Origin of the sequence: Rhodococcus koreensis (assembly GCF_017068375.1) — a bacterium.
Classification (GTDB): Bacteria; Actinomycetota; Actinomycetes; order Mycobacteriales; family Mycobacteriaceae; genus Rhodococcus_F; species Rhodococcus_F koreensis.
In genome coordinates this window covers 3382878-3405019 of sequence record NZ_CP070609.1, presented here as the reverse complement: position 1 = coordinate 3405019, position 22142 = coordinate 3382878, and the positions used below count along the sequence as shown (strand labels likewise).

Sequence of the window (22142 nt, the reverse complement as noted above, 5' to 3'; positions counted from 1 at the left end):
GCGTGGCCGGGGCTGTTACCGGCTGCCGTCCCGGGCCACCGCGTCGTCGTGGTTGTCGCGGTGGTGGTCGATGACGTGGTGGGTTTCGACGTCCAGGTCGCTCAGGCTCAGGCCCTTCTCGACGATCTCCTGCGACTCGGGCGGCAGGGTCAGCCAGTGCACGCACAGCGCGGCGACCACGTACAACCCGGCGAAGATGATGGTGACACCGCCCGCGCCGATCAGGCCGAGGAAGACCGCGACGATCAGCGGGCCGACGAACGTCGCGGCACCGGCGCCGAGGTTGAGCACCGCGATCGCGTTGCCCTTCTTCTCCGGGGCCATCAGCGACATCAGCACCGAGATGGGGGTGAACCCGGCCAGGGTGATGCCGAACAGCGCGGCGCACAGCGCGGCCACCCAGTAGGCGCCGAAGGTCTGCGGCAGGAAGTACAACAGCAGGCTGCTGACCGCGCAGCCGAGGCAGCCGAAGATGCGGAGGGTGCGGTGCCAGCCGATCTTGTCGCTGACGATGCCGAAGATCAGGTTGGCGAAGATGTTGGAGGCGCCGACGATGAACACGAGACGCAGCCAGCCGCTGGTGCCGAAACCGAGGTCGTCGGAGAAGATCGTCGGCAGGAACACCAGGAACCCGAATTGCGGTGCGGTGTTGATGATCCGGATGACGCAGCCGAGACCGACCCGCGGGTTCTGGAACGCGATCGCGATGCTCGCGACCAGACTCTGCCCGGTGGTGGTCGAGTGCGGGGCCAGCCGGTCACCGCCGGAGACGCCGCGCAGCCCGATCAGGGCGAGCAGGCCGCCGGCGATCACGATGCCCAAAGACAGCCACAGCGTGGTGTATTCGCCGATGATCGGCTCGGTTCCGCTGGCGAGCAACGAACCGAGGGTGGGCAGGCCGCCGGTGAAGGCGAAGTAGAACCAGCCGACGGCCGAGCCCAGCCGGCGGGCGGGACTCGCGGCGAGCACCCACACCAGGAAGCCGTACGCGAACAGGGGGTATCCCAGCCCGCGGATGCCGTAGCAGATCAGCATCAGCACGTAGTTCTCGGTGCCAAGGGCGACGGCGAGGAACAGTACCTCGAAGACGCCCCAGATCGCGAGACCGAGCCACATAACCCGGCGCGGGCCCCACGTTTCCGACAGCGCCCCCGACAGCCACGACCCCAACGTCACCATCAGGCCGTAGACGCTGATGACGATCGCGGCACGCGAGTCGCTGCCGGCGCCGTGATCGGCCAGATACGGTGCGATGTAGCCGGATTCGACACCGTCGCCGATCATGAAGAACAGCAGGCCGACGAAGCCGAGGAACAAGGTCGGGGGAAGGCCGATCCGTTCGATGAACGAGGCGAATCTGCCTTCGGAGATCTGATGTTGCATCGAAATGTCCGATCAGGAGTGGGGCAGGATGTGGACTTTGAGTGCAGAATCGCTGTGCGCGGCGGCAATGGCGTCGCCGTACTCGGCAAGGGAGAACGTGTGGGTGACAAGACGTTCGACGGTCTCGGCGATGGACGGCATCATCGCGACGGCGTCGGCGAAGGAATTCGCGACCGACTGTGAGCCGACGAACGTCAGCTCGCGGTCGAACAGGTCGTAGGGGCGCAGCGGAATCGTCTTCTCGGAGCTGACGACACCCATCTGCAGCAGGGTTCCGCGTTTGTCGAGCAGGTCGATCGCGGCAGACACGGCAGCGGGGTGGCCGCTGGCCTCGAGCGCGACGTCCGCGCTGCGGGGCGGAAGGCTCTCGTCCGGTGCGAACGCGGCATCGGCGCCGACGTCGAGCGCGGCCTTGCGGCGGGCCGGGCTGGGCTCGACGACGTGGATGGTGCGAGCACCCGCGGCCCGGGCGACGACGACCGCCAGCAACCCGATCGACCCGGCGCCGAAGACGGTGATCCGGCGGTCGGTCAGTGACGGGGAACGGCCGAGGCCGTGCAGCACGCAGGACAGCGGTTCGATCAGCGCGCCGGCGGCCATGCTCATCCCGTTGGGCAGCGCATAGACCACCTTGGTGGGCACGCTCACCAACTCCGCGCACGCCCCATCCGAGGTGACGCCGATCGGCACCAGGTAGTCGCAGAGGTTCGGGGCGCCGGCCAGGCAGTCGGGGCACTTGCCGCAGGCCACGTTCGGATCGACCGCCACGTGCTGACCGACCGCGAAGTTGTCCACACCGGGCCCGACCTCGACGATGCGGCCCGCGAACTCGTGACCGGGCACCACCGGGAACCGGCCGGTCGGGTAGTCGCCGATCACCAGGTGCAGGTCCGTCCCGCAGACGCCGACCGCGGCCGGCTCGATGACGACCTCGCCGACCTGGGGCACCGGGGCGGACGTGTCCACCAACTGGTGATTCCCTTGCCCGTCGAGCACAACTGCGCGCATGTCGGTTCCTCCTCGCTCCTGCGCCGTTCGTTCTGTGCCCGTCTGTCGGACTCATCAGCGCTGTGACGGACATTACAACGAGGTGTCCATATTGTCTAGCCCATACGTACTGTACGGACAATGTTGTTTCTGACGAATCTGCACTGACAGGTCTCACCAGCGTCGCCCGGCTGTTACATCCCCGGCAGTTCTGTTCGGGTGACGGTTTGGCGCCCCTAGGGTGACTGGCGTGGGTGGCGGCACGACCACATTCTTGAAACCGATCACGACGCTCCCGGTCTCGATCGACCGGCATCACGGGCACGTATCCCAGTCGTATCTTCGGAATGGAGGAATGGATGTCGCCGAATTGTCATGTCGCTTTTGCGCAACCGAGTGTGGAAACGATGGAGGGCCGTATCGACCGGTACCGGCTGGAGGAGGACGGCTACGTCGTCGTACGGGACGTGCCAGGTCGTCTCGCGGCGTTGGAAGTGGTTGGTTCCCTTGGTGATCTGGTCCCGCAATACAACGGGCTGCTCACGCACGAGGTAACGCACCGCCCGGGCAACGATCATCGGGCGTACTCGCAGAGCGCGAACACGATTCTGGCGCACACCGAGGCCCCGGGCTGGGATCCCAGCCCCGCATACCTGGCGCTGTACTGCCACCGGCAGGCGCGCTGCGGCGGCGGCCACACCGATCTGCTCGACGTCCGGCGACTCGTTGACGCCCTGGAACCCGCCGAGGTCGCTCTGCTGACAGATGCCGAACTGACGTTCCCCGGCCCGGGCGGCGGTGTACGCACCACGATGCTCGGCTCGGACGACACCGGCCGCGCCGCGCTCCGGTTCAGTTACAACCTGTTGACCGCCGCCGATTACGACCCGCACCGGGACTCCGACGTCGACGATTCGCGGCTGCCGCTCGGCCGGGCCGGTCGCCGATTGGCGCATCGCGTCAGCGACCTGTTCCACGAGCTGCGCACCCGCGTGCTGATCCCCGAGAATGCGCTGCTCATCTGGGACAACCAGCGCATGCTGCACGCGCGCTCGGAGTACGCCGACCGCGCCCGTCACCTCACCCGTTTCTGGGCCGGCGACCGGACTCGCGCATGATCATCGACGACCTGCAGTGCTCCGACGCCGAGGGGCTGGTCCATCTCCCCGGACTGCCGTCGTTCGATCCCGCCGACGAAGCCGAGAACGCCGTCATCAGCCGCCTCGCCGGCAACTGGCACCGACGGTCGACGGTGAAGCGCGACGAGCCCGACCTCGACGAGTTGTTCGACGCAGGCCGGGCCGACTACCCCGAGAAAATCGTGCCGTTCCGTGACCATCCGACGTGGCGGGCGATGCCCGACGCGCTGCGGTCGCGGCTGCTGAGCTGGGCCTGGATCGCGTACAACCGGCACACGGTGCTCGCCGAGCAACGCGTCGCCAACCCTGCGTTCGCGCTCGTCATGGACGGGGAGTTCCCCGGTCTCGGCGGCCAGGACATGGATATCGCACTCGCCCAGGCAATGGTCGACGAGCAGTACCACACCCTCATGCACATCAACGCGAGCGCGCTGACCAGACGAAAACGGGGAAACCCGTTCCCCGACAGCGCCCTACCCGAATCGCACACGTCGCGGACACACCGCCGGCTGCGCGCCCATGCCGCCGAACGCTGGCAGCGCAGCCTGACGACGCTGGCCTTCGCCACGGTGTCCGAGATCTCGATCAACGCGTATCTCGATCTGCTCGCCGACGATCACGACATCCAGGTGGTCAACTCCACCACCGCAAAGCTGCACAACCGGGACGAGTACTGTCACGCATCCATTTCCGACGAGATGGCGAAGCTGGTGTACGACGTGCTGGACCCCGACAAGCGCCGCTTCTTCCTGGACATGCTCGTCGCCGGCCTGGACGCGTTCGTCGCCACGGACTACTCGACGTGGGAGGCGATCTTCCGGATCGAGAAGGTCACCGGCTGGGAGAAGATGCTCGCCGACGTGCGGGCCGAGAAATCCGGTTCGCGGCTCGTGCGCGACTACAGCGGTCTGTATTCGCTGATGTCGGACATGAATGTTCTGGGCGACGTCGACTTCGACTGGGGTGTGGCGGTGACGGACAAATGACCGTGCTCGATCTCGACACCCGCACGGCCCTCGCGCCGCGATCGATCAGCGGCGCCCGGCTCCACAAGCTCGTCGCCGAGCGAACCGGCGACCCGATCCTGGGGCACGAGGCCCACGTGGTGTCCCAGGTACTGCCGTTCAAGGTGAGCAGCTACGTGGTCGACGAGTTGATCGACTGGGACCGCGCGCCGGACGACCCGATCTACCGGCTGACCTTCCCGCACCGCGACATGCTCGAGACCGCGCACTTCGACCTGATCGAGCAGGCCGTGGTGCTGGGCGATCGGAGCGCCGTCCGGCAGGCGGTCGACACGGTCCGGGCCGCACTGAACCCGCACCCCGGGGACCAGCTGAGCATGAACGTTCCCCGGCACGACGACATCGACGGTTCGGGCATGCAGCACAAGTACGCCGAGACACTGCTGGTGTTCCCCCGCCAGGGGCAGACCTGCCACAGCTACTGCGGATACTGCTTTCGCTGGGCCCAGTTCGTGGACACCCCGGATCTGAAGATGGCCATGTCCGGCCCGGAGGCGATGACCCGGTACCTCGACCTGCACCCCGGGATCACCGACGTGCTCGTGACCGGGGGTGACCCACTGGTCATGCGGACCGAATTGCTGGCCTCGTATCTGGAGCCGCTGCTCGAACCGGGGCGGGAACACGTCGACACGATCCGGATCGGCACGAAGGCCGTCTCGTTCTGGCCGTACCGGCTGTTGGCCGGACCGGAAGCCGACGACCTGCTGCGGTTGCTCGAGCGGCTGACCGCCGCAGGCAAGCACGTCGCGATGATGCTGCACCTGTCGCACGTCGCGGAACTGCAGACCGATGCCGCACAGGAGGCGCTGTCCCGGCTGGCGTCGACCGGCGCGGTGCTGCGCGCACAAGCTCCCGTGGTGCGTCACGTCAACGACGACCCGCGCGCGTGGGCCGACCTCTGGCAGGCGCAGGTCCGCAACCGGGTCGTGCCGTACTACATGTTCGTCGAGCGGGACACCGGTGCGCGACCGTATTTCGGTCTGCCGCTGGCGCGAGCGGTCGACATCTACCGCGAAGCGCTGCAACGGGTCTCCGGACTCGGGCGGACCGCGCGGGGCCCGGTGATGTCGGCGTCGCCGGGGAAGGTCGTGGTCGACGGCGTCGTGGATCTCGACGGCGGACGCGCGTTCGCACTGCGGTTCCTGCAGGCACGCCGACCGGACCTGGTCGGCAAGCCTTTCTTCGCGAAGTACGACGAGCACGCACAGTGGTGGGACGACCTCCGCCCCCACGGCCCGCGCGACCGCGAATTCTTCGGCGTCGGGGGCAGCGCGTGAAGGTCACCGCGCACGAGATCAGTTTGACGCAACGGCATCTGTGGCGTTCCGCCAGAGAGGCGATTCCGGTGCAGCGGGGACTGGTGGTCGAGGTGGAGCAGGACGGTCTCGCCGGGTTCGGCGAGGCCTCCGCGTTCATGACCGACCACTACAACTCGGGCCTGGACCGGATGCACGCAGATCTGCGGCGAATCGCGCCGCTGCTGATCGGCCTGGGTCCCGACGACCCGGTCGCGGTGTGGCGGGCGCTGTCCGCCGCGCTGCCCGATTCGCCGTTCGTCCTCGCAGCCCTCGACACCGCGGTGCACGATCTGCGGGCACGGCTGCTCGGTGTGCCGCTGTGGCAGGCTCTCGGCCTGGAATGTCCGCGGGAGTTGCGCTCCAGCTTCAGTATCGGGCTCGACGAGACCGACGTGATGGTCCGCAAACTCCGCGAGCGGCCGGGATGGTCGGCGTACAAGATCAAGCTCGCGGATCCGGGCGATCTCACCGTCGTCAAGGAACTGCGCTGCCATACGAACGCACCGTTCTACGTGGACGGCAACTGCGGCTGGGAGCTGTCCCGACTGCTCCCCGTGCTGCCCGGTCTGCAGGAACTCGGTGTGCAGTTGATCGAGCAGCCGTTTCCGCGCTCGGCGTGGCGGGACGCCCGGATCCTGAAGGCGCGCAGCCCGATCCCGGTGATCGCGGACGAGAGCATCGCGTCGCCGCGGGACCTGGACGCCTGCACCGACGCGTTCGACGGCATCAACGTCAAGCCGATGAAGGCCGGGGGCATCACCCCGTCCCTCGCGCTGCTGCGCCGGGCCCGTGAACGCGGCCTGATCACCATGCTCGGCTGCATGCCCGAGTCGGCGGCCGGGGTGTCGGCGACGGCCCATCTCGGCGGACTCGCCGACCACCTGGACGTCGACGCCGTCGACCTTCTCGCGGTGAACACCGGCCACGGACTGGCACTCGACGGCGCCGGCCGCGTCACCCTCCCGGATCGGCCCGGTTCCGGCTACCTCCCCGATCCGGCCGCCCACGGCTGGCGGGTGCGGCCGGTGCCGGCCGCCGACGTGCGACCGATCCGCCACGCGGTGCTCCGGCCGGGTCAACCGGCCGAGACCTGCGCCTACCCCGAGGACGCGCACGTCGGCAGCCGGCACTTCGCGACGCTCGTCGCGGGGCGCGCGGTCGGCGTGGCCTCGCTGTACCACGAGGATCCACCCGAAAGGCACGCCGTGCCCGGTCTTCTCCCCGGCCGGGGTTGGCGCCTCCGCGGGATGGCCACCCTCGAGGAGGTCCGCGGCACCGGTGCGGGGACCACACTGCTGCGCACCGTTCTCACCGACGCCGCGCTGGCCGGCGCCGACCAGGTCTGGTGCAACGCCCGCACGACCGCCGCCGGCTTCTACGTCAAGCAGGGCTTCCGGATTCTGGGTCCGGAGTTCGACATCCCGGGCATCGGCCCACACGTCTTCATGCATTGGAGTGCTTCATGATTCGCCGGACACAATCGGACACCGGCTCGCTGCTCGACGAGCAGGAGGCCCGCTGGCTCGCCTCGATCGCACTCGTCGAGGCGGGAGTGCCGGAGGACGACGCCGATCTGGTGGCCGACGCGCTCGTCGACACCTCCCTGCGTGGCATCGACACTCACGGGTTGCGGTTGCTGCCGCAATACCTGGACGAACTCGCCACCGGTGTCGCGAATGCCGCGGCGTGCCCGACCGTGGTCCGGGACCGCGGGGCCGGACTGCTGCTGGATGCGGACGGCGCACTCGGCGTGCTCGCCGGACTCGCCGCCGCCCGCCTGGCGGCCGACCGGGCGAAGGCTTTCGGCGTCGCGGCGGTGGGTGTGCGCAATTCCAACCACTTCGGCGCGGCCTCGGTGTACACCCGGCACCTGGCCGGGCAGGGGATGATCGGTATCGCAGTCACGTCCGCCGCTTCCCGGGTCGCTCCGTTCGGTGGCATCGAGCCGCTGTTCGGCACCAACCCGATCAGCGTGGCCGCGGGAACGGGGGACGACGGGCTCGCCCTGGACATGGCCACCAGCCAGGTGTGTTTCGGCGAGGTCAAGCACCGCCGGGCCGAGGGACGACCGCTGAACAGCGGCTGGGCCACCGATTGCGACGGGCGGCCCACCGCGGAACCCGACGAGGCGTACGCCCTGTCGCCCCTCGGCGGATACAAGGGGCAGGGCCTGGCGATGGCAGTCACCCTGCTGGGGGCCGTGCTGACCGGGTCGCCGCCCGACTGGCATCTCGAGCAAGTCGGTGAGGGAACCCCCGGTCGCAGCCGAGGAGTCGGCCATTTCGTCCTCGCCCTCGACCCCGGAGCATTCAGCGGCCATGAGCAATTCGCGGCCGGGCTGGCAGACCTGCTCGGCACCGTCCGCGGGGCAACGCCCGCCACCGGGACGCCGGTGGTGGCACCGGGCGACCCGCAACGCGCCCACGAGCGCGAACGGAGGGTGCGGGGGATACCGCTGGACGCCCCGACCGCGGAGGTCTTCGCCGCGCTGGAAACAACTTTCGACGGAATTTCCGTCACCAGGAAGGAAGCGTCTCGATGATTCTCGTACTGATCAGCCCACGCGCGGCCGGGCTGCCCTTCGCCCAATGGCTGCCAGAGGAGCGCGACCGGCTGGTGGCGGTCTGCGCCGCGGGAACGGATCCGGGTGAGGGGTTCGCCGAGATCGTCACGGTCGCCGACTACTCCGACGACGATGCCGTGCTGGGTGCCGCTCGGGAACTCGCCGCGCGGCACCGGCCGACCGCGGTCTTCGCCCTGGCCGAGGTCGACGTGGAGCGGGCCGCCCGGCTGCGGGGCGAACTCGGTCTGCCCGGTCTGGATACCGCCACGGCGGGCGCCTACCGGGACAAGATCCTGATGAAGGAATTGGCGCAGGCTGCGGGAATTGCCGTCCCGGCCTTCGCGCCGGTGCGCCACCCAGCAGACATCGTCGAGTTCATGGGGCGCAACGCGGGCCGCGTCGTCGTCAAACCGCGCAGCGGATCCGGCTCGACCGGCGTGTACGTACTCGATTCGCCGGCGCAGGCAACCGGACTCGCCGACATCGTCGCGGCCACACCGTACGAGGTCGAGGAGTTCGTCGACGGCGCCGTACACCATGTGGACGCATTCCGCGTGACCGGAGACCCGGTGGCCGCCATCGCCTCCCGCTACACCGGCCAAGGGTGCCTCGAACACTGGACCGACGCCCCGTTCGGCTCCCGGTCGGTCGACACCACCGACCCGGTCTGTGCGCGCCTCGTGGACGAGACCTGGCGGCTCGTCGACGCACTCGCCTCGCCGCCCACCGTCTGCGTGCACGCCGAGTTCTTCGTCACCGCCGGCGGCGACATCGTGCTCTGCGAAGTGGCCGCACGGATCGCAGGCGGGCCGATACCGACGATGCTCCGCCACGTCCTGGGCATCGACCCCCGGCACCTCTGGGCGCGGGTGGAATGCGGGCTGCCGACCGACCTGGACGCTGTCCGGGACCGGGTGGCGACCACCCCGCACGCAGCGTTCTACGGCGTGCCGCCGCGCCAGGGCCGGGTATCGCGACTGCCGGACGCACCGCCGGGCGTGCACGACTTCACGCTCAACACTCACATCGGGGACGACTGGACCCCCGCCCGGTATCACGAGCGCAAGTCGGCGGACTTCCTCGCCTACTGGGTGGTGACCGACCCCGATTTCACCGCACTGGGACACCGGCTGATCGACACCGCGGACCAGGTGAGTTCCGGATTCGCCTGGGACCGTGTCGAAAGCGAGGACGCGGCATGACCGCCACCGAGGTCGACGGGTTCACCGGCCACGTCCTGCCCCGCGGCACTCGCCCGACCGCCGCCGACTTCGCAGGCATCGCCGACCCGGACATCATCTGGGAGGACGCGCGGTGGTGGCGGTTCACCGAACGCACCGACCTGCACGAGGTGCGTTACCTCGAGGTCCGTGCGGACGGCCGGACCGTCGCGATCGCGCCGCTGCTGTTCACGGCGCGACCCGGGGGCCTGCTCTTCTACGACCCGCCCCGGCTGGCGGGAACCGCAGGGCCGATGGCCGAACCGGAGTTGCTCGATCACCCCGATCGGCTGCGCTGGGCCGAACTGACCGAAGCGTTGCCGGCCGCCCGCGAGGATCAATACCCGTCGGTGGCGCTCGCGACGTTCGGAAACCATCACGGGGTCGCGCACGCCCCCGGCCGTTCGCACGATCAGCGTCGCGCGGTCATGGCGGCCCTGCCCGACCTGCTCGAGCAGGCTGGTGACGAACTCGGCTGCCGCAGTGTGGCATTGCTGTACATCGGAGGAGCGGAGGCCGAGGACGTGGACGGTTCCGCGTCCCGCGCCGGGTACACGTCGGCCCTGCTGGGCGCCGAGGGTGTGCAGGACCTGAGCGGCCACAATTGGGCGGAGTACGTCGCGAGCCTGAGCAAGCGGCGTCGCGGCCGGCTCCGCAAAGAGGTCGCGGACTACACCGAGGCCGGCCTGCGCACAGTGGTCCGCTGCGGTCCCACGGCGATCGACGACGAGGTCGTCGCCCTCCAGGTCGCGCACCGGGCCAAGTACGGACTGCCCGGCGGCGAAGACCGGGTGCGACGCGATTTCGACGCCGTCCGTGAAGAATTGGGCGATTCCTGCGTGGTGTTGGGCGCCGAGCGCGACGGTCGGCTCGTGGGCTTCGTGCTCTACCTCCGCACCCTCGACACGTTGTTCGCCAGGACAGCCGGATTCGCCCCAGGCGTTCGTGGCTGCTACCTGACACTGACCTACCACGAGACGGCGCGGTGGGCGGTGGAGCACGGCATCCGTCGCGTCCACTACGGCCTCGCCGCCTACGAGGCCAAGATCGCCCGCGGTTGCCGACTACGACCCCGCTGGGGCTGGTTCGCCTTCCGCGGAGAAGGCGCCGACAAGTATCGAGAGGCTCTGACGCTGCAGTCGCGCAGCATCGAGCGGCGGCTGGACCTGGTCGGCGCACCGGCAGTCCCCGTCCCGTCCCGGCGGCCCGCCGCCACCGAACCGAAAGCAGAACAATGGAACTGATCCCGACCGGTACCGTCTGGATGGACGGTGAATTCGTTGCCTGGGACCAGGCGCAGGTCCACGTGCTGACACCGAGTCTGCACTACGGATGGGGTGTCTACGAGGGCATCCGGGCCTACGCGACCGACCGCGGTCCGGCCGTGTTCCGGCTGCGCGACCACCTGCGCCGGCTGCACGACTCGGCGCGGGTGTACCTGCTGGACCCCGGGTGGTCGGTGGACGAACTCACCGAGATCTCGCTCGAACTGCTGCGCCGCACCGGCCTGGACTCCGGCTATCTGCGACCGATCGTCTACCTCGGCTACGGCTCGATGGGTGTCGCGCCCGCGCTGGACACGGCTCGGGTGGCCGTCGCGGCGTGGCCGTGGGGTTCGTACCTCGGCGAAACCGCGGACCAGGAGGGCTGCCGACTCGTCGTCAGCAGCTGGCAACGCAATGGGGTCCACTCGGTCCCCCCGCTGGCCAAAGCGACCGGTGCGTACGTCAATTCGGCTCTGGCCAAGGTCGGGGCGCTGCGCGCCGGATACGACGACGCACTGATGCTCACCTCCACCGGGCACGTGGCCGAAGCGTCCGCCGCGAACATCTTCGCCGTCCGCGACGGTGAGCTGATCACCCCGCCGGTCGGCGACAACATCCTGCCCGGTCTCACCCGCGACACCGTGATCACGCTCGCCCGTGACCTGGGGATCACGGTCCGGGAGCAGAGTCTGACCCGCAGTGAGCTCTACGTCGCCGACGAGGCGTTTCTCACCGGCACGGCCGCCGAAGTCGTCCCCGTGGCATCGGTGGACGACCGCCCTGTCGCGGCAGGCGGGTGCGGCCCGATCACCAAGCAATTGCGCGACGTCTTTCACGACGTGGTCCGCGGGCGCGAGCCCACCTACCGTCACTGGCTGGAGTACGCATGAGCACACGTTCACTGCCCTCGGCCGCGCCCGATCAGGTCGCGGCGGTCTGGGATGCCGACGGCCTCGGCATCCTGGAGGGCGCCGTCACCGGATTCGCGAGTAAGGCAGACCCGCTCGACGGCAGCGCGTGGGCGAATGCTCGTCGCGAGGAGATTGCCGACCGGGTGGTCGACGTGATGGCCGCCCGAGCCTGGTTCGCCCTGCCGGAGCCGTCGCACGGCCGCGCCCGGAGAGTGGCCCGGCGGTGCATCGCCTACTCGCTCGCCGCGGACACCGCCCGCGCCGACGGGAGCGGCACCGCCCGGGCCGACTGCTGGGCCCTGACCACCCATGCGTTGGAACTGCTGACGATTCGCGAACACTTCGACGCGGCCGCCCAGCGGTCCAGGGAGCTTCTCGGAGTGGCCCCCGAGGGAAGACTTCTCGCGGCCTGGCAGATGGTGGACGACGCGCACGGCGCCCTGAGCACCACCCGTCACGAATGGGTGGGGGCAGACCCCGCGACCGTCGCGGCCGCCGGGTGGGTGCTCGTCGACCGGATGAGCCGACTCCTCACCGCGGCGGCGCTGGTCGCGCAGTCCGCTGCAGCCGAGTCGTCCCCGGCCACCGACCTCCTCGTCAACGCGGCCCGCCGGTACGCCTGGAACCACCTGCGCGGGCCTGCCCCTGAGGCGGCGACCCCCACCCACGTGCAGCGGTCGGCCGATCTCGTGCAGGCATTCGTGACGCCGGGGACACTCCCGTGAACGCCCGCCTGCGGCGGCTGGGTGAGGCCCTGCTTCCCGACAGTCCGGCCGGTCGCACGCTGGCCGTCGGCGCCGGCATCGACTCGCTGGGCACCGGGATGTTCTTCGCGTCCTTCGCGCTGTACTTCATCGGCGTGGTCGGTCTCACCGCGAACCAGATCGCCCTGGCCACCACGACAGCGGGTGCGCTCGCGCTCCTCGCCCCGGTGCCGCTGGGCAGGCTGGCGGACCGGGTGGGGCCGGGCCGGTTCTACGTGGCCCTGCTGTTGCTGCGCGGCCTCGGCTACGGATGCTTCGCGCTCGTATCCGACTTCACCGGCTACGTCGTGCTCACCGTGCTGCTCACCGCGGCAGACCGGGCGAGCAGCCCGATCCAGCAGGCCGTCGTGACGGCGGTGATCGGCGGCCGCGACCGGACCCGGACGATGGCCACCATCCGCGCCATCCGGAACGTGGGTCTCACCGTGGGGTTCCTGCTGGCGGGCGTCGTCTTCGTGACCGGCACGCCCGCCGCGTTCACGGCGCTGTTCCTGGGCAACGGAATCTCCTTCGTGGTCATCGCGTTCGCCGTCCGGCTCGTGCTCCGGAGGACAGGAACGGTCGTACAACGCAAGGCTCTCCCCGTCGGTCCCGAGCCGGCCGGAACCGCGGTGCGCTCGCCGTTCCGCGACTGGTGGTTCATGGTCTTCACGGTCGGCAACGGCGTCCTGTCGCTGTACGACACCGTGCTGATCGTTTTGCTCCCGATCTGGGTCATCGAGTACACGTCGGTGCCGATCGCCTGGGTGCCGGTGCTCATGGCGGTCAACACCGTGCTGACGGTGGTCCTGCAGGTCTACGTTGCCCGGTTCGCCGAGGGTACGGCCGCGGCGGTGCGACTCCTGACGTGGACCGGGGCACTGATGGCCTTCTGCTGCGGTGCACTCGCCGTCGGCCAGATGGCCGCCACCACGTTGGCGATCGCCGCCGTTGTCGTTGCGGTGGTAGCACTCTCGATCGCCGAGAACATCCACTCCGTGGCCGCCTGGGAACTGTCCGCCGAACTGTCCCCGTCGCCCGCCGTCGCCCGCTACCTCGGCGCGTTCAGCCTCGGCATGACGGGCCAGAAGGTCCTCGGCCCCACCCTCCTGGTCGTCGTGCTGTTGCCGGCCGGGCTCCTGGCCTGGCCCGTCCTGGCCGGGACGTTCGGGGCCGCGGCGGTGGTCTCCCGGACGGCGGCGCATCGCAGTCTCGCGGAACGCGCACGGACGAGGGAACTCCCGGCCGGCGACCTTTCTGCCCTGTCTCCCTTCTCGACACTCGAGGTGAAGAAATGACCGAACACGTCCTCGTCGTCGGCAGCGGCCGCGACCTCCCGGGCCGGGTCCGTGACGCCCTGCCCGGCACACAGACCTCGGTGATCTGCCGACTGGAATTCGTCGCCAAGCTTCGCCGTCTGACCGAGCATGCGCGGGTCATCGCCGTGCGGCACGACGCCCCGGACGAGGAGTGGATCGCGCTGGCCGCGGCCGCGCACGCACAGCATCCGTTCACCCGGATCGCCACGTTCGGCGAACGCGACCAGGACCGCTGCGCCGCGATCGGGGAGGCCCTCGGCCTGTCCATTCACTCGCGCCGCACCGTGGCGTCGGTCCACGACAAGAACGCCATGCGGGCCGCGCTTCGCGAGTCCGGCGTCGACGGAACCGCCTCCGCCGTCGTCGCCGACGTGGATGCGTTGCGCGCCTTCGTGTTCGAACACGGGCTCCCGTGCGTCGTCAAACCGGTGTGTGGCGCGGGCAGTGCCGGGGTGGCCGTGGTTCGGGAGGAGGGCGCACTGGCTGCGGCGTTCGCGCGCGCCGGGGGCGATTTCGACGGCCTGACCACCAGCGGGGTGCTCGTGGAGCAGTTCCACGAGGGCCCGCAATTCAGCGTGGAGGCCTTCTCGGAATGCGGCGAACACCAGGTCGTGGCCGTCACCCGCAAGTTCTCCGATCCGGCGAACTTTGTCGAGCTCGGGCACGTGGCCCCCGCCGACCTCTCTACGGCGCAGGAAGAATCGATCCATACGTATGTCACGAGGGTGCTCGACGCCGTCGGGGTGGAGTTCGGTGCCACCCACACCGAGGTCGTGCTCACTCCGGCCGGGCCCCGGGTGATCGAAACCCATGTGCGGATGGGCGGCGACGAGATTCCGTCCCTGGCATTCGACGCCACCGGCGTGGACCTGGCCGAGTGCGTCGTGCGGCAGACCGTCGGGGAGAAGGTCCTCCCAGGGATCAGGGCCGTTCTCGCCGAGGAGCGGCCGGCCCGCTGTTCCGCGATCTGGTTCGCCGCCGTGCCCGTCGCGGGTGTCGTCACCGACGTCAGCGGATTCGACGACGCCGGGAAAGTCGAGGGCGTCACCGACGTCCAACTCCTGGTCCGGCCGGGCGACGCGGTCACCGGCCTGGAATCGTCCGATTCCCGGGTCGCGTACGCGCGCGCGGTCGGGAACACCGCCGATCGGGCGCTCGATTCCGCCCGGGAAGCCGTCGCGCGACTCGGGTTTCAGGTGCGCGTGGCCGCCGCGAGCACGGTCACGGTGTGATCGGCGTCCGTCGAGCACCACGGGATCACCGACCTGGCCGTGCCGGCAACGGGCCGGGCCGGGTTGGGATTGTTCCGCCGCTGCGACCTCCGCTGCGACCGCTGACGTCTAGTCTTGCTGCATGACGTGGGCGGTGCGGGACGGCGACGAGGACGAATTCGCGTACGTGTTCACCGGCGAACTCGCTCAGCGTGTGGTGGACGAGGTGAGCCCTCGCCTCGACTACAACATCAATCTGATGGACCGCAATGGCCGAATCATCGGGTCGGTCGACGGGGCGCGTATCGGAACGGTGCACGCCGGTGCACTCGAGGCCATCCGGGACGGCCGGCGAGTTCTCGTGGACGCCGACGAGCAGTCGGCGGATGTCAGGGCCGGGATCAACATTCCTCTGACGCTCGATGGGCGGATCGTCGGAGCCGTCGGGGTCACCGGTGACCCCGCGGAGGTCGAGTCGGTGTGCAACGTCCTCGCGCTCACCGTGGAACTGTTGCTGCGAAATGAACAGCACCGGGACAGTTCGCGGTGGCGGGAAGCGGCCGTGCGTGAACTGCTCCTCGGCCTGGTGAACGGAACCGTCACCGAGAACGGCCTGCTGGAAGCGTTACGCCACATCGGTTCACCGATGACCCCGCCGTGGAACATCACCGCGGTCGTCCCCGCTTCCGGCAGCGGATCGTCGTCCCTTCCCTCATCCACATCGGTGGCCCTGCTTCGACGGATCCAGGGGGTCTCCGGTGTGGTTGCGGCCGAATTGCAGGGCGCGGTGTGGGTTCTGAGCGGTTCGGTGACAGACCGCACCCTCGCCGCGAGCCGGCAGCGGCTGCGCACCGGCGACGTCCGCCTCGTCACCGGCAGGCATGCTGCCTCGTCTCACGAATTGTCCGTGGACGCTGCCCGGCTGGGCCTACTCCTGCCCCGGGTGCACCTGCTGCCCGCGGGGGAGGAGATAGAACTCTCCGCATTGGTGCCCGAAACAGCTGTCGCACAGCAGTCCCGGGATATTTCCCACGACACCGTGGAGCGCGTCCTGACACCGCTGTCCGCGACCCTGCGCGAGACCGCGCGCGCCTTCCTCGACCACGATCTGTCGATCGCCGCGACGGCGACCGCCCTCGAGGTGCACCGCAACACGCTGGTCCAGCGACTCGATCGGATCCAGCACGTGACCGGACTGAACCTGCGCACTTTCGACCACGCCGTCGCCATGCGGCTGGCACTCCTCGCGGCCGCGGCGCTGGAGGATCCGTACCGCGGAGCGTGAAGCGCCGCCGAGCGCGCCAGAGCGGCCGACAATATGCACATATATGGCCGTCCGAATTGGGTGAGAATCTGTGCGGAATGAACATATGATGCCGGACGTGGGAGACCTACGCTCTATTCATGCGAAAGCGCACACCTACCGTTGTCCTCGCTCCCGACTCGTTCAAGGGGAGCCTCTCCGCCGTTGACGTCGCAGCCGCGATGGCCGCCGGTGTCCGGGTGGCGCTCGGCGCCGACGTCCGGATCGTGCAATGCCCCCTCGCGGACGGCGGCGAGGGCACGTTGCAGACCTTCCTCTCGGCGGGCAATGCCGAGCCCCGGGTAATCCACGCGCACGATGCCCTCGGACGCGAACGGACCGCCCGCTACGGACTGTCGAACGACGGCAGGGTCGCGATCATCGAGGCCGCGGAAGCGAACGGTCTGCCGCACGTGGCGGACGTTCCACCGTCACCGTTGCGGGCGGATACCTTCGGCGTCGGCGAAATCGCTGTCAGCGCATTGGAAGACGGTGTCGACGAGATCCTTCTGTGCATCGGCGGCAGCGCAACCACCGACGGGGGCACCGGGATGCTCCGCGCACTCGGTGTGCGATTCCTCGGCGTAGACGGTCGCGACGTGGAATCCGGCGGTGGGGGGCTCGGTGACATCGCTGCCATCGATGAGTCGCAACTGCACCCCCGGGCACGGTCGGTGCGCTGGCGCGTCGCGACCGACGTCGACAATCCCCTCTGCGGGGAGAACGGGGCGGCCGCGGTATTCGGGCCGCAGAAGGGTGCGACGGCCGACCAGGTCCGCGAATTGGATTCCGGACTGGGACAGTTGGCGATCGCTCTCCGCACTGCGTACGGGGCCGACGTTCTGACCCTGCGCGGAGCGGGAGCGGCCGGCGGCATGTCGGCCTGCCTGAGCGCAATCCTCGCCGCGGAACTGGTGCCCGGGAGCGACCTCGTCTCGGAAACGGTGGGACTGCGGTCACTGTGCGCCGACGCAGACCTGGTGATCACGGGGGAGGGGGCCTTCGACGCGCAGTCGCTGCAGGGGAAGGTAGTGCAGGGCGTCGTCCGTCAGACGCCGCCGGAGTGCCCCGTGGTCGTGATCGCCGGTACGGTTCGCTTGTCCGCAGCCGAGATTCGCGCTGCCCGGATCTCGGCGGCGTTCTCCATCGCCCGTGGACCGGCGGAACTCTGCGAATTGCTCGATAACACCGCCGAACTCCTTCGGGAGGCAACCGCTCAGGTCGTCGGACTGATCGACAGTCAGTGGAGCCGCCCCGCGTCGACGCCGCCGCATCCGCGGGCGACCGCGGATTGCCCGTCGTGAGGAACCTGTCGAGTCACACAACCACTCTCAACTCAGCCGCGAGGAGCCACATGCCCACCATCGATCTCGAACGGTCCGCGTCACACACCGCACAGCCCGGTCTGCTCAGCACGTCCCGGCGCACGAAGATCGTGTGCACACTTGGACCTGCTACCGCCACCGGTGACCGTATTCGCGAACTCGTCGAAAGCGGTATGGACGTGGCGCGGCTGAACTTCAGCCACGGCGAACACGCCGATCACGAGGAGAACTACACACGCGTGAGGGCGGCCTCGGACGCGACGGGCAAGGCGGTCGGTGTCCTGGCCGACCTGCAGGGCCCGAAGATCCGGCTGGGCCGGTTCGCGGAGGGGCGCACCACGTGGGCCAACGGTGAGGAGGTGCGGATCACCGTCGACGAGTGCGAGGGCACCCACGACCGGGTCTCGACCACCTACAAGCAGTTGGCGGAGGACGCCAAGCCGGGCGATCGGCTGCTGGTCGACGACGGCAAGGTCGGTCTCGTCGTCTCCGGTGTGGAGGGCAACGACGTGATCTGCCGGGTCACCGAGGGCGGCCCGGTCAGCAACAACAAGGGTGTGTCGCTGCCGGGGATGAACGTGTCGGTTCCGGCGCTGTCGGAGAAGGACATCGCGGACCTGGAGTTCGCGCTCGGGTTGGGTGTCGACTTCATCGCGTTGTCGTTCGTGCGGTCCCCGGCCGATGTGGAGCTGGTGCACGCGGTGATGGACCGGGTCGGGCGGCGGATCCCGGTGATCGCGAAGCTGGAGAAGCCGGAGGCGATCGACAATCTCGAGGCGATCGTGCTGGCGTTCGACGCGGTGATGGTCGCCCGCGGTGACCTGGGGGTGGAGTTGCCGCTCGAGCAGGTGCCGCTGGTGCAGAAGCGGGCCATTCAGATCGCCCGGGAGAATGCGAAGCCGGTGATCGTGGCCACGCAGATGCTGGAGTCGATGATCGAGAATTCGCGGCCGACCCGCGCGGAGGCGTCGGATGTCGCGAACGCGGTCCTCGACGGTGCGGACGCGGTGATGCTGTCCGGTGAGACGTCGGTGGGGAAGTACGTGATGGAGACGGTGCGCACGATGGCGCGGATCGTGGAGGCGGTGGAGAACGAGTCCACCCAGGTGCCGCCGCTGACGCACGTGCCGCGCACCAAGCGGGGTGTGATCTCGTACGCGGCCCGCGACATCGGGGAGCGGCTGGATGCGAAGGCGCTGGTGGCGTTCACGCAGTCCGGGGACACGGTGCGCCGGTTGGCGCGGTTGCACACGCCGTTGCCGTTGCTGGCGTTCACCCCGTTGCCGGAGGTGCGCAGCCAGTTGTCGCTGACGTGGGGGACGGAGACGTTCATCGTCGATCCGGTGGACAGCACGGATGCGATGGTGCGGCAGGTCGACAACGCGTTGCTGGGGCTGGGCCGGTACCAGAAGGGTGAGCTGGTGGTCATCGTGGCGGGGTCGCCGCCCGGCACCGTAGGCTCGACCAACCTGATCCACGTCCACAGAATCGGCGAAGACGACCACTAGGCGTCGGAAACGACTATCCCATGCCATCTTTGACACTCACCGTTCGACTGCTGACACCCCACTCCGATCTCTGGGACTGGCAGACCCGCGCGCTGTGCCGCACCACCCGTGCGGACGTCTTCTTCGGGCCGGACAGCGAAAGCAGAGCAACGCGAATTCGCCGGGAGAGGCAGGCGCAGGAACTCTGCCGGAGTTGCCCGGTCCGACACGAATGCCTACGCCACGCGCTCGACGTCGGCGAACCCTACGGCGTCTGGGGCGGGATGACCGAATCGGATCGGCGATTCGGCCTCGATCGGCCCCAACTGGATCCGCAGGCGAACCGCAAGCCGGCCAAGAGACTTCGCATCTCACCGCGGCACCCTCGCCCCGGAAGGCAGTGACTGGGCCGACCGCGGTGGGTCAGCCTTCGACCGCGAGCACGGGTGCGGGACTGTCGAGCAGAATGCGCTGTTCGATGCTGCCGAGCAGGAGTTTCCCGAGGGGGGATCGGTGCCGGATCTCGATGACGACGAGGTGTACGGCTACCGACGCGTGGCGATTGTGTCACCTACCTGCTCCACCACAGCTGGCGCCAACTCAGGCCCACACTGGCCGAGTTGTGGCGTCTTGACGCCTGGTATCTAGATATTTAGTATCTAGGTTATGCGGATGTCGCGAGGTGTCGAGTGGGCGATGCACGTTGTGCTGTCGCTGGCATGGGTGGATGACGATCGTCCGGTGTCGACCGCTGTGCTCGCACGCAGCTACGACCTACCGGCGCCGTACCTGAACAAACAGTTGCAGGCGCTCGTGCGCGCAGGGATCTTGACCTCCGTGCCCGGTGCCGCAGGTGGATTCGTGTTGACCCGCTCGGCCAAGCACATCAGTGTCCTGGACGTCGTCACCGCTATCGAGGGTGCCGAGGAGGCATTTCGGTGCACCGAGATCCGCGCCCAGGGCGTCGGTGCAGACATGCCGCCCGGCCAACTGTCGATGCCGTGCGCGGTGTCGATGGCGATGCGGAAGGCGGATCTGGCGTGGCGGCGGGAGTTGGCCGGTCAGAGCGTCGACGACGTGCGAGTAGAAGCTGAACGACACGCGCCTGGACTCGCCGAACGAATGCGCCAGGCGTACGACCGGGGCTGATCGCAGGCGCCGCTGGTAGTTCCGAATCGTCCGTCCTACGTGGGCGGCTCACGCACAAGGAGAATCTAGATGTCAAATGTCCTGATTATTGGAGGCGGATTCGCAGGGGTCTGGGCGGCGGCGAGCGCCGCCCGGCTGCGACGCGATGCGGGCGTGCCGCGGAACGACCTTACGATCACACTGGTCGATGCTGGTGACGACCATGTCATCAGGCCCCGCCTCTACGAGCGGGAGCCGGAGAACAAGCGCTGCTCCCTCGATGGGCTGCTCGGCCCCATCGGAGTGGAGCGGGTCGCGGCCACGATCACATCCATCGATACCACCACCAACCAGGTTCACGGGATCACCCGAACCGGTGATACCACGTCGCTGAGCTACGACCGTTTGGTGCTGGCCACGGGCAGCCAACTCGTCACCCCCACCATTCCCGGTTCCCAACATCTCTTCGACATCGACACGCTCGGTGCCGCCACCTATCTCGACGGACACCTGCGTAGTCTGCCCGCATGCCCGGACTCGGAGGGCCGATACACGGTCGTCGTGATCGGGGCAGGATTCACCGGGCTCGAGATCGCCACCGAACTCACCGATCGACTCCGCGAGATCGCCGCGGATGCGCCGATCCGGGTGATCTTGCTCGATCGCGGCGACGTCGTCGGATCCGGGCTCGGTGAGGGACCGCGTCCGGCGATCCTCGACGCACTCGACACCCTCGGGGTCGAAGTCCGTCTCGGCGTGGATGTGACCTCGATCGACGCGCACGGGGTGGAGCTCGCCGACGGCGACCGGATCGCCGCGAACACTGTGATCTGGACGGCGGGCATGCAGGCCAGCCCCTTGACAGCGCACATCTCCGGAGAACGAGATCGCCTCGGCCGTCTCACCGTCGATGAGCATCTGAAGGTGGCCGGTCTCGCGGACGTGTTCGCCGCGGGAGATACCGCCGCCGCGCATGCCGACCCTGGCCACGTCGTGATGCAGAGCTGCCAGCACGCGTTACCGCAGGGAAAGTTCGCCGGGCACAACGCTGTCGCCGATCTGCTCGGCCAAGATCTCGTGCCGTTTGCTCCCGCCTCCTATGTCACGTGCCTTGCTCTTGGACCGGCCGGGGCAGTCTTCGCTTCCGGGTGGGACCGACAGGTGCAGATGACAGGCGCAGAGGGAGCGGCGGTGAAGAAGTCGATCAACACCGTTGCGATCTATCCGCCCGTCGGTGATCCGGAGGCTCTGCTGTCGCTGGCGGTCCCGGACGGTACCTGGCGATCGGCCGAACTTGCGGCTCTCACCTGAGAATTGCCCACACGACGCGGATGCCGGGAATGCCCCACTGCGTCGGTGGCGCTCGTCAGACATTGAAGGTTCGGTCTCGAGGAGGCAAGATGGATGACTCTGTACCCTACGAAGTTCTGCGAGTTGACCGGTCGCCGACCCGAACCGGTCTTGCCCGCAGCACGTTCTATCGGGGCGGGTTGTCGATGTGGGCGTGGGTGGCGCAACGAGTCAGTGGGATGGTGATTTACGTCTTCCTGTTGGTGCACGTGGCGGACAACCTGATGTTGCGGGTCTCGCCCGCCGCCTACGACGAGGTGATCGGCACCTACAAGACCCTGGTGATGGGTATCGGCGAAATCGGACTGGTCGCCGCCATCCTCGGACACGGGTTCAACGGGATCCGCATCGTCCTTCTCGATTTCTGGGCAAAGGGCATCGACAAGTCCCGCTGGATGCTGTGGACCGTGATCGTGTTGTGGGTGCTGGTGATGGTGCCGTTCGTCATTCGACATCTGAGCCACTATCTGTGAAAGGCGAAC

20 protein-coding genes and 1 pseudogene are annotated in these 22142 nt (G+C 68.6%); 18 read left to right on the top strand and 3 right to left on the bottom strand.

The genetic code is table 11. The features are described 5' to 3' along the window. Positions 1-15 precede the first annotated feature (15 nt). Both JWS14_RS15745 and JWS14_RS15740 read right to left on the bottom strand, forming a co-directional pair. Positions 16-1383 (bottom strand): MFS transporter, encoded by a 1368-nt coding sequence (locus JWS14_RS15745; RefSeq protein WP_206013721.1) that lies wholly within the window; start codon positions 1381-1383, stop codon positions 16-18. Positions 1384-1395: 12 nt separating this feature from the next. After that, on the bottom strand, positions 1396-2391 hold the full coding sequence (locus JWS14_RS15740) for an alcohol dehydrogenase catalytic domain-containing protein (RefSeq protein WP_206013720.1): 996 nt from the start codon (positions 2389-2391) through the stop codon (positions 1396-1398). A gap of 386 nt (positions 2392-2777) precedes the next feature. Here JWS14_RS15740 and JWS14_RS15735 point away from each other — a divergent pair, with 386 nt between their 5' ends. The 15 genes from JWS14_RS15735 to JWS14_RS15665 all read left to right on the top strand — a co-directional run bounded on the left by JWS14_RS15735 (position 2778) and on the right by JWS14_RS15665 (position 19586). After that, the gene (locus JWS14_RS15735) at positions 2778-3488 is read left to right on the top strand and encodes a TauD/TfdA family dioxygenase (protein ID WP_241031357.1); all 711 of its coding nucleotides are present in this window, start codon (positions 2778-2780) and stop codon (positions 3486-3488) included. Next, entirely contained in the window at positions 3485-4495 is a 1011-nt protein-coding gene (locus tag JWS14_RS15730; protein WP_206013718.1) for an AurF N-oxygenase family protein, read from the top strand. The genes JWS14_RS15735 and JWS14_RS15730 overlap by 4 nt, the downstream gene beginning before the upstream one ends. Further along, positions 4492-5814 (top strand): KamA family radical SAM protein, encoded by a 1323-nt coding sequence (locus JWS14_RS15725; protein WP_206013717.1) that lies wholly within the window; start codon positions 4492-4494, stop codon positions 5812-5814. The genes JWS14_RS15730 and JWS14_RS15725 overlap by 4 nt, the downstream gene beginning before the upstream one ends. After that, positions 5811-7301, top strand: a complete 1491-nt coding sequence (locus JWS14_RS15720) for a GNAT family N-acetyltransferase (protein ID WP_206013716.1) — start codon at positions 5811-5813, stop codon at positions 7299-7301. Before JWS14_RS15725 ends, JWS14_RS15720 begins: the two co-directional genes overlap by 4 nt. Continuing rightward, positions 7298-8377 carry an Ldh family oxidoreductase gene (locus JWS14_RS15715; protein WP_206013715.1) on the top strand — a complete coding sequence of 360 codons (1080 nt, stop codon included), beginning with the start codon at positions 7298-7300 and terminating at the stop codon, positions 8375-8377. Before JWS14_RS15720 ends, JWS14_RS15715 begins: the two co-directional genes overlap by 4 nt. After that, complete coding sequence (locus JWS14_RS15710) at positions 8374-9600, top strand: ATP-grasp domain-containing protein (RefSeq protein ID WP_206013714.1); 1227 nt, start codon at positions 8374-8376, stop codon at positions 9598-9600. The genes JWS14_RS15715 and JWS14_RS15710 overlap by 4 nt, the downstream gene beginning before the upstream one ends. Continuing rightward, on the top strand, positions 9597-10862 hold the full coding sequence (locus tag JWS14_RS15705) for a GNAT family N-acetyltransferase (RefSeq protein WP_206013713.1): 1266 nt from the start codon (positions 9597-9599) through the stop codon (positions 10860-10862). The genes JWS14_RS15710 and JWS14_RS15705 overlap by 4 nt, the downstream gene beginning before the upstream one ends. Then, the gene (locus tag JWS14_RS15700; RefSeq protein ID WP_095861828.1) at positions 10853-11773 is read left to right on the top strand and encodes a branched-chain amino acid transaminase; all 921 of its coding nucleotides are present in this window, start codon (positions 10853-10855) and stop codon (positions 11771-11773) included. Before JWS14_RS15705 ends, JWS14_RS15700 begins: the two co-directional genes overlap by 10 nt. After that, positions 11770-12519, top strand: coding sequence for a hypothetical protein (locus JWS14_RS15695; RefSeq protein WP_206013712.1), 750 nt, complete (start codon positions 11770-11772; stop codon positions 12517-12519). The genes JWS14_RS15700 and JWS14_RS15695 overlap by 4 nt, the downstream gene beginning before the upstream one ends. Further along, the gene (locus JWS14_RS15690; protein ID WP_206013711.1) at positions 12516-13835 is read left to right on the top strand and encodes an MFS transporter; all 1320 of its coding nucleotides are present in this window, start codon (positions 12516-12518) and stop codon (positions 13833-13835) included. The genes JWS14_RS15695 and JWS14_RS15690 overlap by 4 nt, the downstream gene beginning before the upstream one ends. Further along, complete coding sequence (locus JWS14_RS15685; RefSeq protein WP_072944608.1) at positions 13832-15088, top strand: ATP-grasp domain-containing protein; 1257 nt, start codon at positions 13832-13834, stop codon at positions 15086-15088. The genes JWS14_RS15690 and JWS14_RS15685 overlap by 4 nt, the downstream gene beginning before the upstream one ends. 121 nt (positions 15089-15209) lie before the next feature. Next, a complete protein-coding gene (locus JWS14_RS15680) occupies positions 15210-16352 on the top strand; it encodes a CdaR family transcriptional regulator (protein ID WP_206013710.1) in 1143 nt (380 codons plus the stop codon). Positions 16353-16471: 119 nt separating this feature from the next. Then, positions 16472-17674 (top strand): glycerate kinase, encoded by a 1203-nt coding sequence (locus JWS14_RS15675; RefSeq protein WP_206013709.1) that lies wholly within the window; start codon positions 16472-16474, stop codon positions 17672-17674. Positions 17675-17724: 50 nt separating this feature from the next. Then, positions 17725-19203, top strand: a complete 1479-nt coding sequence (pyk, locus tag JWS14_RS15670) for a pyruvate kinase (protein WP_241031355.1) — start codon at positions 17725-17727, stop codon at positions 19201-19203. 20 nt (positions 19204-19223) lie between these two features. Beyond that, positions 19224-19586, top strand: a complete 363-nt coding sequence (locus tag JWS14_RS15665) for a WhiB family transcriptional regulator (protein WP_206013708.1) — start codon at positions 19224-19226, stop codon at positions 19584-19586. Between the two features lie 19 nt (positions 19587-19605). Here JWS14_RS15665 and JWS14_RS15660 read toward each other — a convergent pair. Continuing rightward, a pseudogene (locus JWS14_RS15660) lies at positions 19606-19716 on the bottom strand (universal stress protein); the annotation flags it as partial. Positions 19717-19848: 132 nt separating this feature from the next. Here JWS14_RS15660 and JWS14_RS15655 point away from each other — a divergent pair. The 3 genes from JWS14_RS15655 to sdhC all read left to right on the top strand — a co-directional run bounded on the left by JWS14_RS15655 (position 19849) and on the right by sdhC (position 22133). Then, positions 19849-20331, top strand: a complete 483-nt coding sequence (locus JWS14_RS15655) for an RrF2 family transcriptional regulator (protein ID WP_072951377.1) — start codon at positions 19849-19851, stop codon at positions 20329-20331. A 69-nt stretch (positions 20332-20400) separates the two neighbouring features. After that, the gene (locus JWS14_RS15650) at positions 20401-21621 is read left to right on the top strand and encodes an NAD(P)/FAD-dependent oxidoreductase (RefSeq protein WP_206013707.1); all 1221 of its coding nucleotides are present in this window, start codon (positions 20401-20403) and stop codon (positions 21619-21621) included. An 89-nt stretch (positions 21622-21710) separates the two neighbouring features. Next, entirely contained in the window at positions 21711-22133 is a 423-nt protein-coding gene (gene sdhC, locus JWS14_RS15645) for a succinate dehydrogenase, cytochrome b556 subunit (RefSeq protein ID WP_206013706.1), read from the top strand. The last annotated feature ends 9 nt before the right edge of the window (positions 22134-22142 follow it).